Origin of the sequence: Mucilaginibacter galii (assembly GCF_014635825.1) — a bacterium.
In the GTDB taxonomy this organism is placed as follows: Bacteria; Bacteroidota; Bacteroidia; order Sphingobacteriales; family Sphingobacteriaceae; genus Mucilaginibacter; species Mucilaginibacter galii.
Genome location: NZ_BMDO01000010.1, coordinates 179,794 through 198,270, shown reverse-complemented (window position 1 = coordinate 198,270; position 18,477 = coordinate 179,794). Strand labels below are relative to the sequence as shown.

Annotated in this window: 15 protein-coding genes; 12 read left to right on the top strand and 3 right to left on the bottom strand. The window is 38.2% G+C overall.

Annotated features, from left to right (window positions below; genetic code table 11):
* Nucleotides 1-109 precede the first annotated feature (109 nt).
* The 3 genes from IEV61_RS17110 to IEV61_RS17100 are packed head-to-tail and all read right to left on the bottom strand — an operon-like array spanning nucleotide 110 to nucleotide 2,142.
* Entirely contained in the window at nucleotides 110-721 is a 612-nt protein-coding gene (locus IEV61_RS17110) for a hypothetical protein (RefSeq protein ID WP_188418268.1), read from the bottom strand.
* Nucleotides 722-724: 3 nt separating this feature from the next.
* Entirely contained in the window at nucleotides 725-1,423 is a 699-nt protein-coding gene (locus IEV61_RS17105) for a class I SAM-dependent methyltransferase (RefSeq protein WP_188418267.1), read from the bottom strand.
* A gap of 2 nt (nucleotides 1,424-1,425) precedes the next feature.
* On the bottom strand, nucleotides 1,426-2,142 hold the full coding sequence (locus IEV61_RS17100) for a hypothetical protein (protein WP_188418266.1): 717 nt from the start codon (nucleotides 2,140-2,142) through the stop codon (nucleotides 1,426-1,428).
* Nucleotides 2,143-2,508: 366 nt separating this feature from the next.
* Here IEV61_RS17100 and IEV61_RS17095 point away from each other — a divergent pair, with 366 nt between their 5' ends.
* From IEV61_RS17095 to IEV61_RS17040, 12 genes are all read left to right on the top strand, one after another.
* Complete coding sequence (locus IEV61_RS17095; RefSeq protein WP_188418265.1) at nucleotides 2,509-2,883, top strand: hypothetical protein; 375 nt, start codon at nucleotides 2,509-2,511, stop codon at nucleotides 2,881-2,883.
* Between the two features lie 43 nt (nucleotides 2,884-2,926).
* Nucleotides 2,927-3,742, top strand: coding sequence for a hypothetical protein (locus IEV61_RS17090; RefSeq protein ID WP_188418264.1), 816 nt, complete (start codon nucleotides 2,927-2,929; stop codon nucleotides 3,740-3,742).
* A 1,166-nt stretch (nucleotides 3,743-4,908) separates the two neighbouring features.
* Nucleotides 4,909-5,976 (top strand): acyltransferase family protein, encoded by a 1,068-nt coding sequence (locus IEV61_RS17085; RefSeq protein ID WP_188418263.1) that lies wholly within the window; start codon nucleotides 4,909-4,911, stop codon nucleotides 5,974-5,976.
* A gap of 66 nt (nucleotides 5,977-6,042) precedes the next feature.
* A complete protein-coding gene (locus IEV61_RS17080; protein ID WP_188418262.1) occupies nucleotides 6,043-9,498 on the top strand; it encodes a PA14 domain-containing protein in 3,456 nt (1,151 codons plus the stop codon).
* Nucleotides 9,499-9,818: 320 nt separating this feature from the next.
* Complete coding sequence (locus IEV61_RS17075) at nucleotides 9,819-10,610, top strand: polysaccharide biosynthesis/export family protein (protein WP_188418261.1); 792 nt, start codon at nucleotides 9,819-9,821, stop codon at nucleotides 10,608-10,610.
* Between the two features lie 18 nt (nucleotides 10,611-10,628).
* Nucleotides 10,629-12,959, top strand: coding sequence for a GumC family protein (locus IEV61_RS17070; protein WP_188418260.1), 2,331 nt, complete (start codon nucleotides 10,629-10,631; stop codon nucleotides 12,957-12,959).
* Nucleotides 12,960-13,005: 46 nt separating this feature from the next.
* Nucleotides 13,006-14,100 (top strand): polysaccharide pyruvyl transferase family protein, encoded by a 1,095-nt coding sequence (locus IEV61_RS17065; protein WP_188418259.1) that lies wholly within the window; start codon nucleotides 13,006-13,008, stop codon nucleotides 14,098-14,100.
* Nucleotides 14,084-15,400, top strand: coding sequence for a lipopolysaccharide biosynthesis protein (locus tag IEV61_RS17060; RefSeq protein ID WP_188418258.1), 1,317 nt, complete (start codon nucleotides 14,084-14,086; stop codon nucleotides 15,398-15,400). The genes IEV61_RS17065 and IEV61_RS17060 overlap by 17 nt, the downstream gene beginning before the upstream one ends.
* 34 nt (nucleotides 15,401-15,434) lie before the next feature.
* The gene (locus tag IEV61_RS20745) at nucleotides 15,435-15,935 is read left to right on the top strand and encodes an acyltransferase (RefSeq protein ID WP_308472341.1); all 501 of its coding nucleotides are present in this window, start codon (nucleotides 15,435-15,437) and stop codon (nucleotides 15,933-15,935) included.
* Nucleotides 15,936-15,940: 5 nt separating this feature from the next.
* Nucleotides 15,941-16,747 carry a glycosyltransferase family 2 protein gene (locus IEV61_RS17050; RefSeq protein WP_188418257.1) on the top strand — a complete coding sequence of 269 codons (807 nt, stop codon included), beginning with the start codon at nucleotides 15,941-15,943 and terminating at the stop codon, nucleotides 16,745-16,747.
* Nucleotides 16,748-16,862: 115 nt separating this feature from the next.
* Nucleotides 16,863-17,336, top strand: coding sequence for an acyltransferase (locus IEV61_RS17045; protein ID WP_229747187.1), 474 nt, complete (start codon nucleotides 16,863-16,865; stop codon nucleotides 17,334-17,336).
* Between the two features lie 28 nt (nucleotides 17,337-17,364).
* Nucleotides 17,365-18,447: a glycosyltransferase gene (locus IEV61_RS17040; RefSeq protein WP_188418255.1), complete on the top strand. Its 1,083-nt coding sequence runs from the start codon at nucleotides 17,365-17,367 to the stop codon at nucleotides 18,445-18,447.
* Nucleotides 18,448-18,477: the final 30 nt, after the last annotated feature.

Here is an 18,477-nt window from a genome sequence, read left to right as displayed (position 1 = left end):
TCGGGGTGGTCAATTTGGCCCGGAATGCCTGGTCAGTTTGCCCCGGAATGGGGTGGTCAATTTGACGCGGAATCAATGGTCACATTCCGCCGGAATCAGGTGGTCAATATCAGCGGTATATCCAAACATAGTTCGAAGCAGAATTATATGCTTTAAACCAAGAAAGAATTAATATTATCGCGTTAACAAAGAACAGAGAAAAATTGACTTTTCCCCAGCAAAGCATAAAAAGCAATATGAATGTAAATAATATCATGAATGTTCTTAAACCGTTAAATAACTCTTTAAGTAGATAATAATATTCAACGGTAGTATATTTGTCTTTTATCCTAACGGTGTATTCTTGTACGATAAATGTAGGTTCACTAACCCCTTGTTTGTTACGTTGATATTCTACTGTTGTAGAGCCTGCAAATTTATAAAGCAATTTTAACCAATTGTACTTTTTGAAAAAACGGGCGCAATAGAATGTAAAAATCAAATCTAAGATCTGAATTAAGTGCCCTAGTAAATAAAAAAGCGGTATGCTCATAAGTACTGTTATAGTATCTTTCCCTTGAATATAGTGTAATAAATAATTTAAATTTTTGATATCATTGGGATGCAAGAAAGCCAAAAACTCTTCAAAGAAGCTTGGAAATGTGAAAGTTATAACTGTTGTTACAGCAAAACCAGTTAGCAGATAAACGACAAGGTCTCGAAAAGTATATTTGACATCCATATTTTATCTTTTTATCAATATCGCAATACCCGGAAAAACGGGCAACCGGATTTTTTCAAATCGGCTTAAATTAATAGTCTCATACACCTCATTTCCCCCACCATTCTCAAGCAGATCTTTTATTCTTGGATCTACATCGTGCAAGATTACCATTCCGTCTTTTTTTAATTTCGGATAGTATTGATTGATATCTTCCATCATTCCATCGTAACTGTGATCTCCGTCGATATATATCAGTTCAATTTCTGAAGGGCAAGCAGCATCCTCCACAAATTCTTTCGACGTCATTTTGAAATGTGAGACAACATCTTCCAACCCGAATTCGGTCCAGAGCGCTTTTACCTGTTCTGGATTGGTCCAATAACCTATCCCAAACCAGTGATTGTCATCGTTACTTTCTATATCGTAAGACGGATCAATAAAATAAAGCTTTCCTACTGTATCCTTTATATTGTTTGTCTCATAACATCTGATCTTGCCGACACCAGTTCCTTCATTATCTTTCATGCCAAGCCCAAACATAACAGGAGAAAACCCAGCTTTAGATCCTATTACAATAATATTTTGAGGCCTTAACGTACGCGTAAACGAATAAAAGATATACCCGAAACCAAGGTTTAACGAATTAAGGTCTACATTCTGAAAGCTCGGTAACGTCCTTTCAATTATTTTACTTATAAGATTTTCATTTAATGAAAACATATTTATCTATTTTCAAATCTGGATTTTAACCAAGCATAATTATTTATTTTTTTTAACATGTCAAGATCATCTAAGTGGGCTTTTCCATAGCGTTCACCCTCGATTGCCCCAATTTGAACCCATTCGCCATAGGGTTGATCCTTAAATAGAGTTTTCCATATTGCAAGCCGCTTTTGATCCATAGCAACTTGTGCCCCAGACAAATTCAAGAATCGTCCTAGCGTCTGCAATTTACAACACTCTCGAAAAGCTGCTTTCCAGGCATCATATGCTGATGTGTTAAATTTGGTTACACTTGCAACATAAGGTAAAAACTTGATAGGAGCAACAATAGGAAAATCAAAATCAGACATAAGCCGCTCTTCATTTGACATATTGAATTTATCATAGTTTAGCAAACTTTCTGTTTTATAAAGCTTGATCCCTCCATAACCATATTCTAGAGCATTCACCGCATTTCTTGCTTTAAAAATGTAAGTTTTATAGGATTGAGTGAATGGATTAAAATCGAATTCAAAGTCACCTAAAATTTGGTTATCGCCGTCAATTAAATAAAAATATGCGGTACTGACAGATTGTGCTGCCTTGATATACGCGTTAATGATACCGCTTACTTTATCGACACGGATTGCATTCGGCCTTTTTGATTTTAAAGAAGCCCAATTTACTTCAGCATTAGCTTCACCATAGGAAACAAAAACAATATTAAAATCCCGCATATATAATTGAAGGTAAACAAATAACGGGAACTTCGCGATTATGTCAACATCATTTAACAACATAAATAAATATAATTTCTTGCTCTCGAAGAGCGTAAAATTTATTACATATGCAGGTGTTTCGTTTATTGCAATCGAGATTAGTCCTGTTCCTGCTGCCCACGTAGTAGGTCGAACAGATATAAGAGGAATGACGGCACTTTCGAGCTTATCGATGCATCATTATATCAGGGTTCCTATTAAGAAAATACTCAATTTGTCTCAAAGTATATGGGACAAAATCGATAGTTTATTTATTTTTCATCTGATCCTGAATTACTTAGGGATATTCGTTATATTGGGGCTATCCTAAACAATTCATAAAAAATGAAAAGATCCAACCTTACACAGTTATGGTTCGCGATAGCAACCATACTTTTTTGCTTTCAGTTCAGTTCCTGCAACCCTGACCAGAAATTTAAGGTCGAGCTGGAGGAAAAAGCCAGCAGTTTCACAAAGAACAATGGAGGCCCGGTTATTTCTGTCGCTGACTACAGTGTCGTGATGAGTGACAAAGGCGTATCCAATTTCAGGTTTACGGTAACGACAGGCGACAAATTTGTCATCAAGAACCTGAATGCTACACAGATTACAGCCTTGTTCGCTGCAATGGATCGCAAAGCGGTACAGTATGACACCGTCAACCACGAATTCCGTTCACAGGAATCGCTCAACCATCTAAACAATTGGAAATTAAAGTAGACTCTTTACTGACCTTCGTAAAGGCTCTGAAAGGAGGTTTGAAATGAAAACTTTGCACTTTCTCCTAATTCTTGCTGTCGTTTCGACTTTATTTGGATGTGGCCAAATCAAGCACATTCAGAAAGGAAGCCGCGTCTATCATTACGTGGATAACAAAGATGCGAGAGATACTGACGTTACTGCCTACGACAAATTGGAAGTTTATAGATTACGATCTGTTATTTCTTCCGAGATTGAAGACAAAACTGATTATCAAATTGTTAAAAACGATACTCTTTTAAAATCGTTAAAGCCTGACACGATCATTATAGTTAAACCACCGATAGCAGCGAAAGTAGATCTTGGCGGCGTTTTTTATACCAATGAAAGTAAAATCAAGACCGGCATTAAATCATACAACGATTCATTTATTTATGGAGATACAAAATTCGGACTTCAGGCACTCACCATACCTCTGAAATTTAGGGGCAGCGTCGGTGATGGTGTTTTAAATCCGGCAACCGTTGAGACCGGCATCAATATCGGTTTTGCGCCTGGCGTTAAATTTACCAGAAATGTATTCAATCCCGCCTCTAAGATTATGGGTAAAAACCTCAACCAATACTCCATAACCACCGGCTTACTACTGAATCTTGGCGCAACAGATCTGAAGAAGGTATCTAACGCGCCGGGAATCCTCTCCGATCGTAAAGGGGTTACGCTGACCTACGGAACCTATGTCATGTTTGGGATTAATAATATCAATTTCGGTTATGCTGTCGGATTTGATAAATTGACCGGTAACAAGGACGCGCAGTGGGTCTATAACGGAAAGCTTTGGCATGGGGTGATTGTATCTCTCGATGTACTGAAATTTTAGAAGATATAGATAACCATGGTATATTTGGTTACACCCTTAATGATCAGTTCCAATTAGGGTGCCGTTTGCCTGCCTTCTATAGATTAAATAATTTTCCTCGCTTTGTCAGTGCGGTGGCAGCAGAGAGGTAAAATATTGGAGGGACTGACGTTTAAGAACCTAAAGCAAATTACGAGTACTTGAATATAATAAGTACTTGTAATTATAATAATGTGTTTTTGCATTCAGAATTTAATTGTCATAATTATCAAAAGGCTACAATTGAAGAGTAACTGATTAATTAAAAAAAACAAATCGATCCCTTAGGAGAATCGCGGCCTGCTTAAGCAACATTTAATTCGTTCAATAGCTTCAATTGCCCCACTAAATGGTTCGAATTATGTCCAGCCTGGGAGCAAAACTGAAGCTCCCCAGGCTGGGCTCGAATCAGTATAACAAATAAGTGTAGACACTTTTTAGTATAATACTTTGTTATTTAAGCGAACATTTGGTAAATTAGTAATTGAAAGTCAATTACAGTCAACTAAATTCAAAAATGGTGAGCATTTGGTGAGTACCGATTTGAAAAGTTTATAAATAATGTTGAATAGCGGTTTTTGGGGCTAAGTTCACGTCCCGTCCAGGCCTTCACCTTGATGTCTAATCACGACGATTTTAACTTACATCAATCCTTTTTCAGCATGTTGATTTGTAAAATGTTTAGTATCTTTAAAGTAAGATTTACAGAGATAAATACAAGCGACATTTGTGGCGACTCGTTATCTCATGGTAGCTAAAAGACTATTAATCAATGATTTAATAGGGTAGGTTCTAATCCCTCCCTCACCGCTGATAGATAATCAAACCCTGCAAAACCGCTAAATTATATGATTTAGCGGTTTTGCCATTTAAGTAGTTATTCAAAAATTTCCATGGATCTCGTTGATAGAAACCCTTATTCGCTATTTTGTATAACCAGCTAAATTCCTTCAGAAATTTAAATAATATTATCACTGTATATCAATCCAAGTGAGTAATATTGTTGATATCATCAAAAATAAAATATGGAGCTTACTTTCATTCCGAAATGGAGAATCAAACCTGCCAGAATGAGTGCTAAGAACCAAGCTTTAAATAATTTTGACAAATTTCTCTTGACAATATTTGCGATGCATTTAAAATAGTTTATGGCGGCTACTTCTAAAGAGTTAACTAGGGAATCAGGAACAGAGCTTTTGAGGATTCTATTGATGTTGATGATCATTACTCACCATCTGATTGTGCACGGAGCTAAACTGGAACTCTTAGGCTCAAATAGCTTCTCAATTGATTCAAGAACAAATTTTTACCTATTCTTAAATAGTTTCTTTGTTATTGGTGTCGACGGGTTCATATTTATTTCAGGGTTTTACGGTATTAATTACAAATTGAAAGGGTTGGTTAATATCATACTGCAGGTTGTATTTTATTCGTTAGTATTGCTCGTTCTTTCCAAGTTTGTAACCCATTCACACATAGGTGTCAGAGCTTTGATGAGTAACGTATTTCCGATAATGACAGGCCGCTGGTGGTTCATTACAGCTTATATATTTCTATACATATTCAGCCCTATTCTTAATGCTGCAATTGCACAGTTATCAAAGCAAAAATTTGGCTTTATCATCATTGCTTGGACAGTGATGATCTGCGTTTCTGGCTTTGTTTTTGACCCATCTGTGTTGGGGGTTCATAATGGTTATTCTTTAAATAGCATGTTATACATCTATTTATTAGGACGATACATTAATAAATATGTAAACACAACAAAAATTGAAGCGAACGCTGTTTACAGCTATATATTTTTCAGCTTAATCATCTTCGCCTGTGCGTTTCTTTCACTAAAGTATGCTGGGCAGGTGCTTGCATGGAAAGTGTTTGCCTACAATAATCCGCTTATTCTTTTATCGTCAATATTATTCTTCTTTATCTTCAAAAGAATGAAATTCAGGAGTGCAGCCGTGAATACTATTGCTGTGGGGGTACTTGGTGTGTATTTACTGCATTCTAACAGTTTTACTGCAGGCTATATTTACAGGGTTGCTTTCGTTAGCATTCAGCACTTTAATATCATCGTACATTTCATGTTGATGATATTACTTGCGTGTATAGTGTTTAGTGTATGCCTTGCTGTCGAATATTTGAGGGCTAAGTTATTCAAACCTGTTGCTGAGTTAATAACTCAATCTTTAGAACGCAGGTTTAGTCTTGAAGGATAAGATAGAGAAACGGGATTGACAATGTAATGTGTTTGATTGCGTTTTATTCGTTGTCATGTTACTCTTATGATCAATAGCGTTAATACCTTAATCAAAAGCAATGCAGTACTTCTACTATTATTGTTTGGAAAATGCTTGTTAGCGCAAACAGTTCCGAATAAGGCAAATTATCATACCTGCTCATTTAACTTTCAAATACCTCAGGCATGCGCTACCAGTGCTGGCGTATATAACTCGGAAGGTGTATTAATAAGAACGCTCTGGAGCGGCATCAAATATGTTCCTGGCACTTACCAGGGAAGCTGGGATGGGGTTGATGATGAAAAGAAGTTAGCCCGCGAAGGGGCTTATCAGATAAGGATATTAACCAATCAGGTTAAGTACCAATGGGAGGGAGTGATTGGTAATACATCAGCCAAGTTTACAGGGGCAACTCTTCACCGCGCACATGGTTTTGTAAGAGGATTGGCCTGTAGTAACAATGTGATATATTACACAACGGGTTACAACGAAACTGGTAACAGCACATTTAAGTTTTCGGCCAAAACACCACAGCAGCGGTCTTTTATATTAAGCAAGGGCTTTGTAGCCGATAACGTTGCAACGGATGATCAAATAGCTTATTGGAGCGGAAAAGACTCCAACAGTGATCAATGCTTTATTTATGCAACACGTTTAAGCAATGATAGCACTTATAGATTTCCAAACTCCACATCGGTTAAAACTAAGTACGGAATAGTTTTTAACAGCGTTATTGATTTCTCTAACCGTAAGAATGGTCAGGCAACCGGATTGGCAGTGCAAAAAAAAGGTGCTTACCTTTTTGCATCACACAAAGAAGATAATAAGATAGCCATTTACGAAAAGACGACCGGGAAACTCAGAGGTTATTTTGTGCTGAATGCACCTTCGGCTTTAGCCGTTGACCAAAGTAATCATCTATGGATAGTATCTATAGATCAAGCTTCGGGTAAGGAATGTGTTTTGCAATACGAAATTACAAACGGTGGCACACTCAAGGCTACTGGATTATCCTTAGCCGGTTTGGTACAACCCTTGGCGCTAACTGTGTCGGCAGATCACCGAACGTTGGTTGTAGCCGATGCCGGTACCAGTCAGCAAATTAAGATATACAGCGCTGTTGGCGGTAAATTAGAAAAAGTTTATGGCCAACAAGGCGGTTATTATAATAATCCGGATGTTACTAACAACAAGTTCTACTTCAGCGACGTGCGTGGCGTTACCGGAGCGGCTGTTACTTTTCAGGCAGATGGTTCTCTTTGGGTAGATGATGCAGGGAATTGCAGGCTGCTGCATTTTGGTGCCGACATGGCTTATTTAGGAAAGGTTATGTATTTGCCTACATCATATTGTGTAAATGCAGATTTAAACAATGTTGAGCGCGTGATGGCAGATTATTTAGAGTTTAAAGTTGATTACTCTAAGCCATTACAGCCTGACAATGATTCCTGGCGGTTGATCAGGAACTGGGGAGCTACTATTACAGCTGATTTAGATAATAAGTATTTACGGTTTCGCGGACTGACAACTTTAAAAAATCAGCATACTTACGCTATGCTTTACTCAAAGTTAAAACGCAACTGGGTAGTAGTTGAGCTAATGAAAAGTGGTCCTTTACGAATAACAAGTTCTCAAATGCCGGATGACGGCTACAGGTTGTACCCCGATGGTAGCATCTATAAAGTATCAAAGTACAAATTAAATCAACCTACTTCGTGGCTCAAAAGATCTTTGACCGGTTTCAATCAAAATAACGATCCCATATGGGGTGCGGAAGAAACTATCGCAACTTTACCGGTAGTAAGTAAAGGCGACCCGTTATTTCGGGGTACAACCGTAACGGCTCGCCCGGGCGAAGTTACAAGCTCTAATGTGATCGTGTCTTTTGACAATCAAAAAAACACACTGGGAAGTAATGCATTTCATTTAGGCGGCATAAAACCCGGAAGTGATAAGTGGCTTTGGCGAACGGCAATAGGTACACCGTCGGCCTACCGCGGTGTTTTTCCTCCCGATGGCGCTTTCGATAATGGTAATAGTGTTAAATATGCCGGTAGCGTAGCCATGGCGGTAGATCGTCATATACTCTGGGGTTATTATGGAGAGTTTTGGAAGGCGAGTGAAACTAACAAATGGAACCATGTTTATGATAACGGTCTTTTCATTGGACAAATGGGAGTTACTGTGCCCGAATTAAGTGACGTAAGTAATGCTCCTGCAATGATTGCCGGAAATCCGCTTTCCCCTGCCCTTGTTAAAGGTCCCGATGGATGCCTTTACCTTTATCATAATGATGAAAGTGGACACAGTGGTATTCATCGTTGGAAAATAAGTAACCTTGAAAGTGTGAAGGAACAAAACTTTAGGGTGAACTTGTCTTATAAAAGCCATGGTTTGCTATTAAGCATATTTAGCAGTGATGACTTAAACAATCTTAATACAACTTACAAAGGCATAGCATCACCCGAGGGTGTCAAAATTCTGCATGCTGGGCAAGTAGATCGACCTTTTTCAGCCCGATACGAAGGTTTTATAATGCCGATTAAAACGGGTTATTATGGCTTCGGTAGTGCAGGTCGTGCACCTGTTCGTCTGTGGATCAACAATCATATAGTAGTTGACAATTTGAATTCTATACAAGATTCTGCCAGTAAGGATACAGTCTACCTTAAAGCTGGTGAAGGATATGCTGTTAAAGCAGAATACGTCCATTTGAAGAGTAATGATAAACCTGCACTTTGTTGGTTTGGGAGAGAGCAAAAGAAACAATTTTTACCCCAAAACCAATTGGTGCCAAAAGAAAGTGATGATAATATAAAAGAATTCGACTTGCTTGCTGATCTTCCTTATAACGCTGTATTACAAGACCGGATGTATGGGTGGGAGCGAAGTGTAGCAGCTGAAGATTATAGCAATCGTTACTCTAATTATTGGACTGTACGCACCAATGTAAAAAAATACGATTCTTTTCAATCCCCCGATTTGTTTATAAATTTCAGGCAGCCCGCGTCAATTTATACGGTAAGTCGTAATTTAGGAATAACGCCTTCTTCTGTAACTCAATGGAAGTTGAAAGCCAAAGTTAACTTCGAAAATAACGAACCCAATACTGACCCAGATCTTGGACTCGGGGGAGCTTCGGGCAGCTTTTTAGAAGTATTGGATGATAAAGGAAAAATATTAGTACGAATGTTCTTTCACATAGACCGTACAACAAACGATGGTTATCTTTACTTTAATAACAAGGTTATTCTCAAGACCGATAGAAAAACTTTAAAAACATTAATGAGCCAAACGCAAACGTTACTAATTGATGTAACTAAGGGGCAGGTAATGGTAAAATACGGAGATTTTCCGCCGGTTAACACTTCACTATTTGACGGTACAGCACACTGGAATGCTCCTCAAAATATCAGGCTTTACTTTTGGAGCAAAGCCGCAGCAAGTAACCGGGTTATTGATTTAGAAGAGCTTAAATACAGTTATAAAACCTCAAAGTAAAGTATTGAGGCTATATTTATAGATTCAATTATCTCCATTTTTGAGATAAACGTATCGCTTCAATAATCTTAAAATAATTTTTGGCGATAATTATTTCACGTATTCATAATTAATACTAAAGTTCTTAAAATAAAAATAAAGTTTTATTAGTTTAAAGATATGGTAATTTTGCAGCAGCTTCTCTGTGTTTTTCATAATTATAAACTTTAATTTTCGAGATAATGTTAATTAAAACTAAAATCCTATATTAGCAACTCCAAAGCATTTCTTTTAATTAAAGATTATTATAGCCAAAAATTATACATCACCATATTACATTAATGAATTTCAATACCCGAAGAATAACCTTCTTATTATTAATAGCCGTAGTGAGCATTCTATCATCATGTGTGAACGGTAGAAAAGTTGTATACTTCCAAAAAGGTATGAACGGCCCCGATACTGTCAAACTAGCATCAGCATATGTATCCAAGATACAGTCCGGAGATATCTTGTCTATTTACGTCAATTCATTAAGCTCTGATGCAAGCAGTTTTTTTAATCCGTATAGCGGCCAGCAGGCACAAAGTTCTGATGCAAGTGGAGCTTTAAGTGCATCTGTTGCTCCTGGGTTTTTAGTGAATCAATCGGGTGTAATACAACTACCGCTAATAGGAAATGTTGAAATTGCAGGTCTTACCACCAACCAGGCCACCGTGCTTATACAATCGCGTTTAACCAAGTTTTTAAAAGAGCCTACTGTCAACATCAGGGTTCTTAATTACAAGGTATCTATGTTAGGTGAGGTGTCTAAACCGGGAGTTTATGTTATACCTAACGAACAAGTTACTATACCCGAGGCGCTAAGTATGGCAGGCGATTTAGCTGTTACAGGCAGACGAGATAATATTATGATTATTCGTGAAGTTAACGGAAAAAAAGAGTTCGGGTATGTAGATCTTACCAGCAGGGATGTATTCCAATCTCCTTATTATTATCTGCATGCAAATGATGTGGTTTATGTTGAGCCTGTGAAGAATAAATTCATACAAACCAACTTCACCTACCGCATACTTCCGCTCATAATTGGAATTGTTTCTGCAGTACTCATAATTTTTACAAGGTTACGCTAGTTATAAAATCTACTTATCATGAGTGTAAATGAATTAAACGACGACGCGTTTCCAAAATCAGCGGAAAGTAATTTCGGCGATCTTATAGCGTCTTATTTAAAATATTGGAAGTGGATATTATTATCCGTTATTCTGTTTAGTTTTCTTGGATACATATATGTAAAATATCAGGTACCTGTTTATAAAATTCAGACTGATATTTTAATCAAAGACAACAGCCAGTCGCCTGATAAGGCTGTATTGACCCAATTAGATTTAAATTCTACTAACATTGTTATTGATAATGAAATTCAGATATTAAAATCGTCTACGTTATCTGAAAGGGTTGTAGCAGCTTTGGGGTTAGAAAGCTCTTATTTTATTAAGGGAAAATTTATAAAGCAGATTTTGTATGACGACGTTCCTGTAAAAGTGCAGCTCGTTAGTCCGGGCCCAAAATCTTACCGCACCGATTGGGTCGTAGATGTTGTTAATGAAAATGAAGTAATTTTTGATGGTAAGAAGGTTCCGTTGAATCAAGCTGTAGTTACCAATGCTGGTATTGTAATGCTTAAAACCAACGGAAGCTTTAAAAGAAGGCTTAAATACAACGTTAATTTTAATATCACCCAGGCTGTAGCACAGCGTTATATTGGAAGTATGTCTATTTCCACTGTAAGCAAATTGTCTACAGTGTTATTTATCGCGGTAGAAGATGCAGTTCCGCAACGTGGTAAAGACTTTTTGAACCGCTTGGTTTATGAATATAATCAGGCAGGTATTGAAGATAAAAACAGGAATGTATCTAACACGCTCGCATTCATCAAGAGCAGGTTAGATTCCTTAGCAATAGAGTTGAACTCTTCGGAAAAGAAAGTTCAGGAATACAAAGCAAGTAACAATATAACAGATGTTTCGGCCCAAGCTGGTTTAATTTTGAGTCAGGTTTCGGCCAATGATGCCGTTTTGAGCAAGATTCGTCTGCAGTTAGAAATTTTAAAGAGTATTGAGTCGTTCCTGCAGTCTTCAGCGTCTGGGCAGGTTAAATTACCTTCTTTAATTGGTTTAGAAGATGCAACTATAGCTTCTTTGGTTCAGCAACTTTCAGATGCTCAATCAAAGCGGGAGGCGCTGCTAAGAACAATACCTGAAACTAACCCTGTTGTAAGTTCTATTACTGATCAAATAGTAAGCACTAAGAAGATCTTAGAACAAACAATTCAAAATTACAGATCGTCTTTACTCATCAGCAGGCAGCAATCACTTAGTGATAACAATCGTTTTGAAGCTAAAATCAAGCAAGTACCTGTTAAAGAGCGCGGTTTGTTAGATGTAATGCGTCAGCAGGACATTAAGAATACGCTTTTTAACTTCTTGCTACAAAAGCGTGAAGAAACTGCCATGTCTTTAGCTGGAGCAACCGCCGAAAGTCGTACTATAAACATGGCAAGAAGTTCAGGTGCGCCTATTAAGCCTATAAAATCTTCATTATACATGGTGTTTTTTGGGATGGGTCTTGTTCTGCCAATTAGTATCATCTTTTTGAAAGACGCCCTAAATAATAAAATTAAAAGGAAACAAGATATTGAAAGTGCTATTCCTATTCCTATCATTGCCCAAATTTCTCATTCTAAGGATAGTAACCCATTAATTACGGTTGAAAAGCCAAAATCAATGATTACCGAACAGATAAGATCATTGAGAACCAACCTCGACTTTATCATGCAAAATGGTGAAAGTAAGGTTATCTTGTTTACGTCAAGTATAAGCGGTGAGGGTAAGTCATTTATTTCTTTAAATCTTAGTGCAAGTTTAGCAAGCACTTCTAAAAAGGTAGTTATACTCGAACTCGATTTACGTAAGCCTAAAATCCTGAAAACATTAGGTATGGAGTCTTCCACAGGTTTATCAGAATACCTTATAGGTAAAGCTGGCGTAAAAGATATAATTCGTCCGATAGTAGCACAAGAGAATCTATACTTGATTGAAAGCGGCGCCATCCCTCCAAATCCTGCGGAACTTTTGGTGAATGGTAAACTGTCCACCTTAATAGAAGAACTTAAAAAGGAATTTGATTATATTTTGTTGGATGCACCTCCGGTTGGCTTGGTAACAGATGCACAGATCTTGAGCCAATACGCGGATGCCACGTTCTTTATAGTGAGGTACAACTTCACTAAAAAAGAGCATATATCGTTATTAAATGATACTTACCGTAAGAAAATATTTAAGAACCTCAATATCGTCTTCAATTCGCTTGACAGCAGCGCCGCCGGCTACGGTTATGGTTATGGCTACGGTTATGGCTATTATGATGAAGATAAATCTGCCAAGCAAGGTATTTTAGATAAGATCTTTAGAAGAAAATAAGTAGCCCCATCAACGCTTAATCGCACTACAACATATAAGAACTTCAATGCTAATTAATAAAACAAGAATAGAGCACCTGGCCAGAAACATAAATCAAAGGCTATTTAAATCTACAATAGGTGTAGTGGGTGGCTACCATGGATCTAATCTTGGAGATATGGCTCTTGGCGCTTCTGTGGTCGATGTTTTAAAAGCAAAAGGCATCAGTTCAGGTTTGCAAACTATTTATAACCTAGACAAATGGCCTAAAACACCCTATGCCATTGTTGGAGGTGGGGCAGTAGGTTATTCAGATTCATTGATCAGAGTGGCACGCCGGTATAAAGGGCAGTACGATAAGGTTGCTCTTTTAGGGGTCGACTTTATGGAAAAGTCTTATCCAGCCGAATGTATCGAGTTAATTAAAGGTGCAGCATATGTTAGCGGTAGAAGTAAGTTTCAGGCAGATCGCTTGAAAGAGCTTACGGGCCGGGAGCGAATTTATAATCATCCTGATATTGCTTTTTCTTTACTGAACGATTATTGCGAAGCCGCAAGAACACAGGAAAAGCCAGACTCGAAAACCTTGATGATTAATTTGGTGCCTCTGTATGCACAAATGAAGGACGGTCAATATTTTCCTGTAGAGCAATACCGGTCAGAACGGCCAGAGCTTTATGAAAAGTTCGATACCATGCACAAATCGTATCATAAAGTGGTAAGAGCGGTAACTGATGAGGCATTGCAAAAAGGCTATAAAGTACAATCTATACCTTTTACACCACTTGACGGCGAGTATACAAAAGTAGTATTAAAGGGCTTACCTGTTGAGCATTTAGCTTATAATTCTGATCCTTATCAGATGCTGAAAAAAATAACAACAGCAAGTTGGGTAATTGCTACAAGATTTCACACTACCATTTTTGCTTTAAAAGCAGGTGTTAAAATTACCCCAATTGCTTATGCAACAAAAAATGAGCTTTTACTTAATGAATTAGGCGTTGAACGTTCGAGCTTTTTGTCAACGCTCGATTTGGCTAACGGACTTGATGAGCCTAAAGCTCCTTTTGTGATTGCGAATGATAAGATAAAAGCAACCGAGCAGGAAAGCTTGAATGCAATAAAACACTGTGTAGAAAGTTTGTATGAAGGAAGTCGTTGAAAATAAACAACGCAGCGCAATCTACAATAAATCAATCCTTTGGTTTAAGCTTTTCAGCGTAGCTGGTTTTGCACAAATTATAGTACAAGGCATAGGTTTAGTTAGTGGCATACTCATTATAAGGCTGCTTTCTACACAAGAGTATGCTTTGTATACGTTGGTAAATACGGTGTTGGGAACAATGACCATTTTGGCTGATGGTGGTATTGGTACAAGTGTACTTGCACAAGGTGGCAAGGTGTGGAAAGATCCTGTAAAATTGGGTACGGTTTTAGTAACAGGGTTCCATCTTCGTAAGCGTTTTGCTGTTATTAGTTTACTAATTACAACACCCGCTTTATTATATCTGCTTATACATAATAAAGCAACATGGTTCGAAGCTGGGTTAACAGTAGCTGCGCTTATTCCCGCATTTACTGCTCAGTTGTCAGACTCCTTATTGGAACTTGCGCCAAAACTTCAACAAGACATTAAGCCACTCCAGATCAATCAAATTAGCGTAGGTGTACTAAGGCTGATCTTGATCACGGTATTGATATTTTTCTTCCCTTTTGCCTACATAGCTATTATTGCCACGGGTATTCCAAGGGCATGGGGAAATTACAGGCTTAGAAAAATTTCTAAGGGATATGCTAATTGGGATCAAAAACCCGATAACGCAGTAAAGGAGGAGATTTATAAAGTTGTAAAGCGTTTAATGCCAACAGGTATCTATTACTGTATATCGAGCCAGGTTTCCATATGGTTAATATCGCTGTTTGGTTCAACTACCGCTATTGCGCAGATAGGGGCATTGGGGCGATTGTCGATACTGTTGACTATACTGACCAACTTAATTAATCAACTAATAATACCCCGGTTTGCAAGGCTACCAAATACTAATCCACGAATGTTAACCAAGCGTTATTTGCAAACGCAGGGTATTCTGGTCATTATTATCTTGCTTACGGTTGGTGCAGTTTGGTTGTGGCCGCATCAAATTTTGTGGATAATAGGAAAGAAATACGCAAACTTAGAGAAAGAACTGGTTCTTACCATGTTAAGTAGCTGCGTTACCTTTATGGCAGGCGTTTCTTTTACTTTGTACACCAGCAGAGGTTGGGCAATTGCGCCGTATGTATCTATCCCTATAAATATATTTGCTATAAGCATTGCGGCCTGGCTTTTAGATGTGGGAACGGTACAAGGCGTACTTTTACTAAATATATTTACGGCTTTGGTTCAGGTTGTAATGAACTCGGGCTATATACTTCGTAAGATTTCAAAACTTAAAGATGTTGATCCGCAACTGGCAGTTTAGTAACTGTTTGTGAAAGGAACACCGAATAATTGGAATGAAGATATTTTATAGTTTTTTAATAAAAATTCAAGACCTGATTATTGTTGAGCGCCTTAAGCGGGTTAAGGCTTTACTCAAATTTTGTGGAAGTAATGTTACGATACATCATACCTGTAACATCATTCTTCCGCAGCGTATGGAAATTGGGCATAATAGCTACGTTTCATCATACACTACCATGTATGCGACTTTTGGTATTAAAATAGGAGATAATTGTTTGATTTCGAGTAATTGTGGTATATCATCTGTTAATCACGCAATTAACTCTTCAAACCGCATGAAGACGCAGCATTTAGATCACCTGGAATCTAAGCCTGTTGTGATTGGCAACAATGTATGGGTTGGAATGAATGCTTGCATACTTCCCGGTGTTACTATAGGTGATAATTCAATTATCGGCTCCGGAAGTGTAGTAACTAAAGATGTGCCGGCAAATGAAATATGGGTAGGAAATCCTGCCCGGTTTGTAAAAAAAGTTATAGTTAATCCATTGTAAAGCGTATGTTGATATCAATCGTTATCCCAACTTACAAAAGAAATGATCTGTTACAGCAATGCTTACAGAACTTGTATATAAGCCTGCAAAAGGTAGACAGTAGTTTATACGAAGTTATTATTACAGACGATAGCCCGGTTGGTGAGGCCAGGCAGCTGGTGGAAACACAGTTCCCGTGGGCTAATTGGTTACAGGGACCCAAAAGAGGGCCTGCCGCTAACCGAAACTTTGGTGCGGGTAAAGCAATAGGAGAGTGGCTGTTATTTACAGATGATGACTGCCTGCCGCAAAGCGAATGGATGCCATCGTACATCAATGGTTTAAAACAATCAAATGATCTTATATTAGAGGGAAAAACAGTTGCCGACAGGCCGCGTATGCGTTTTGACGAAGTGGCGCCACTTAATCTTACCGGCAAGAAATTATGGTCTTGTAATTTTGCCATAAAAAAGGCTTATTTTGAGCAAGTAGGTGGCTTTGATGAAAGCTTTCCGCACTCTACCATGGAGGATATTGATTTTTACGTGCGCGCTGCAAAAGGTGCTACTATAAAATTTATTCCGGATGCTTTGGTGGTGCACCCCTGGAGGCGCAGGGTTGGCTTCAAGCATTTCTTTAAAAGGCTTAAGTCTCAGCAATATTATGCTATGAAACATGGCATAAAAGGAACCTTTAAATTTCGCTGGCAGCGGTTTAAGATATTTGCCGGAAGCATATTTACCAATTTAGCACAACTTACACGTTTTTCTATGCGTGGTTGGTATGCTTATCTTGATAAATGCGTGTTCGATTTTTGTATGATCTTCATTTAAAACCGACATGACAAGCTTCAACTACTTTATCAGGCAAGCGGGCTTTGTTATCAGAATCCGTAAAGCAAACTACGTAACCAGAAACTTCCGGAAATTGTGGCTTTCTTTTTTGGGAATGAAGGTTGGAAAAAATACAGTGCTGCCAAAAATGCACGTTACCTGGCCGCATCAGGTTTCTATTGGCAATAAATGCATCTTAGAACATAATATCAGCTTTAAGTTTGACGGTATTCAAAAACCGGGACCATCTATCACTATTGGTGATAACGCTTTTATAGGTTCGGGGTGTGAATTCAATATTCGTAAGGCAATCCATATCGGAAACGATGCCTTAATTGCTTCGGGATGTAAGTTTATTGACCATGATCATGGTTATAAATTGGGAAGTGCCATAAGAGTGCAGCATGGAGTAGAAGCTGAAATTACATTAGGTAACGACGTTTGGTTGGGATGCAACGTGGTGGTACTAAAAGGTGTTACCATTGGTAACGGCGGTATAGTTGCTGCCGGTGCGGTAGTTACTAAATCAATCCCCGAAAACGAAGTGTGGGGAGGAATACCCGCCCGTAAATTATCTGGCAGGAAATAAATAGCCTCAAAAAGGTAACTGGATTTATATGATGAAACCAAGAATATTAGTACTTAATGCTTACTCTGTTGATAGGGTAACTGATGAGATCAACAGGCAACTCAAGCCTTCTCATCATTTGTATGGTGTTCTTGATTTGAAAGAAGCGGGTTACCCGGTGATATACATTGAGCCAACGAAAACTGGCTTTTGGTATAAATTGGGTACTTATATAGGTCGTATCCCTTTGCTTCGGGTAGGCGATTTAGGTGTTCAAATGGAAGCCTTCAAACGCAGAAAGGAATTTGATGTGGTTTACGCTCCCGCCCAGAGCCAGACTATGTTTTTGGGTGTTCTTTCTTATTTTAAAATATTTAACCGCAAAATTATAGCGCTCGCGCACCACCCGCTTTTAAGGGGAAAATTAGGTAAATATCAAAAGCACAGCTTGCATTTTGCTATAAGCGGACATGCTAAATGGGGGGCCTTGAGTAACATTGTAGCAGACGAGGTAAATACTATTGCCAAAAGAACAGTTGCTGAGTGTTTTAAATGGGGGCCCGATGTTGAATACTACGATCGCATCAACGCAAACCTTCCTGCTGTTACAGCGCCAACCGTAGATATAATAGCCATTGGCAGAACTGGTAGAGATTACAGTACTTTAGTTAAGGCCTTCAACAACACTTCAGTGAAGGTGGAGATATATTGCCATAAAGAGGTTAAAATAGATTATGAGCCAACAGAAAATATTAAGATATACTATTTGGATAAGCCCGAAAGTTTAAGCTATCCTGAGTTAATTGCTTTGTACAAAAATGCCAAGATATTAGCTGTGCCTATGTTTAAAGCCACCAGTTTAAGTGGGTTAACAAGCGTTACAGATGCTATAGCATTAGGAATGCCACTGTTTATTACAGAAAATAAGTTTATTGAAATTGATGTAGAAAAAGAGGGTTTTGGCCATTGGCTGGATCCTTACGATGCAGATGGCTGGCGGGCTAAAGCGCAACAAGTGCTAAACAACCCTGATATTTTAAAAAGCATGCAGGAGCGTTCACGGGCGGTGTCTGCAAGCTTTAATACTAAGGTATATGCAAGGCAATTAATGGAGGCTATAGACAGTCTGTAACAAATTATTCAAGATAAATATTCGATTATA